Origin of the sequence: Amycolatopsis sp. cmx-11-12 (assembly GCF_046269425.1) — a bacterium.
Taxonomy (GTDB): Bacteria; Actinomycetota; Actinomycetes; order Mycobacteriales; family Pseudonocardiaceae; genus Amycolatopsis.
The window spans coordinates 1-1,115 of the sequence record NZ_JADNQM010000103.1 but is presented as its reverse complement, the minus strand read 5'-3'; the positions used below and the strand labels follow the sequence as shown (position 1 = coordinate 1,115).

Annotated in this window: 1 protein-coding gene and 1 pseudogene; both read right to left on the bottom strand. The window is 70.8% G+C overall.

Features of this window, described 5'->3' with window-relative positions:
- A pseudogene (locus ACLARN_RS44105) lies at positions 1–322 on the bottom strand (conjugal transfer protein TraC); the annotation flags it as partial.
- A partial coding sequence (locus ACLARN_RS44100; RefSeq protein ID WP_409497453.1) for a PrgI family protein occupies positions 319–1,115 on the bottom strand: 797 nt, incomplete at its 5' end. The pseudogene ACLARN_RS44105 and the gene ACLARN_RS44100, both read right to left, overlap by 4 nt.

Below are 1,115 nucleotides of genomic sequence, written 5' to 3'. Positions count from 1 at the left end.
CCTTGTCCGAGGTGTGTCGCCGCCCTGACTCCAGCTTGGACAGCTGGCGCTTGAGCCGGTTGGCGGCGGTGACGGGATCGATCGGTTCGATGTGCAGCGACACATCGACACGGCCGGGATAGGACAGTAGCGGCTGTAGCCATCCTGCGTGGACTTCGCGCGGATAGCCGGTGATCGCGAAGGACGCGACCCATTCGCCGCCGATCTCCAGGTGCCGGGGCGCGACCGACAGCGAGTCCGGGGTGAACGCACTGGCCCTGCCCACTGGTGCTTTCGCGTGCTGCGTCTCGCGGCCTCGAGTACGGCCGAGTTTCCGGCTCATAGGTCGCCGCCCTCCCATTCATCCAGGGCCGTCGACTCCGGCGACACGCTGTCGCGCCCGCCCCGGCTGGCCGTGCTTCGGTAATGGACTGGCGGCTCGTCGTAGGGGTCGGTGGCAGCGGTGGTGATCACGTCGTCCGCGCCGGCCAGCCCCGTCGAGGGTGGGATCAGGCTGTCGGGGTTGCACGCGGTGGCTAGTACGGCGGTGGCCTGGCCCGCGTCCAGTGGCGTAACCGTGATCCCCGCGGGGGCGAGCAGTTCTGTCGCTTCACCCAGCCGCCGCACGAGCCGGGTTTCCGCCGAGCGCCGCGCGGTGTCGGTGACCTCAGCGTCCCGGCTGTGGGCGCGCCGAGCCCGCAGCGCGGCAAACGGGGACGCGCCGCCGAGCCCGTCGGTCGGCCCGGTCGCGCGGACCGGCTCGCGGAGCACCAGCAGAACCTGGCGGCGCAGCAGGTCAGCGGAGCGGCGCAACTGGTCGAGATAGGTCGCGTGCTCCCGCGCTGCCGTTTCGAGCATCGGATGCGGTAGACCGGGTGCGGCTTCGCACAGGTCGTTGATCTGCCGGCTCAGGTCCAGCCGTTCGGCTCGGATGAGCACCTGCACCGGCGCGGAGATCGAGTGCAGATATCGGCCGAAGGACGCGACCAGCGCCTCCTGCTCGCCCGGTGTGCGGAGCGCGAAATTCACCGTGCTGGCCACCGCGACCATGGCGACCCCGTCCGTGCCGAGGTCGACGACTCCGGCTTCGGTGACTCCTTCCGCGGGCAGCCTCAGCGCCGCCGGAGATACCTCCG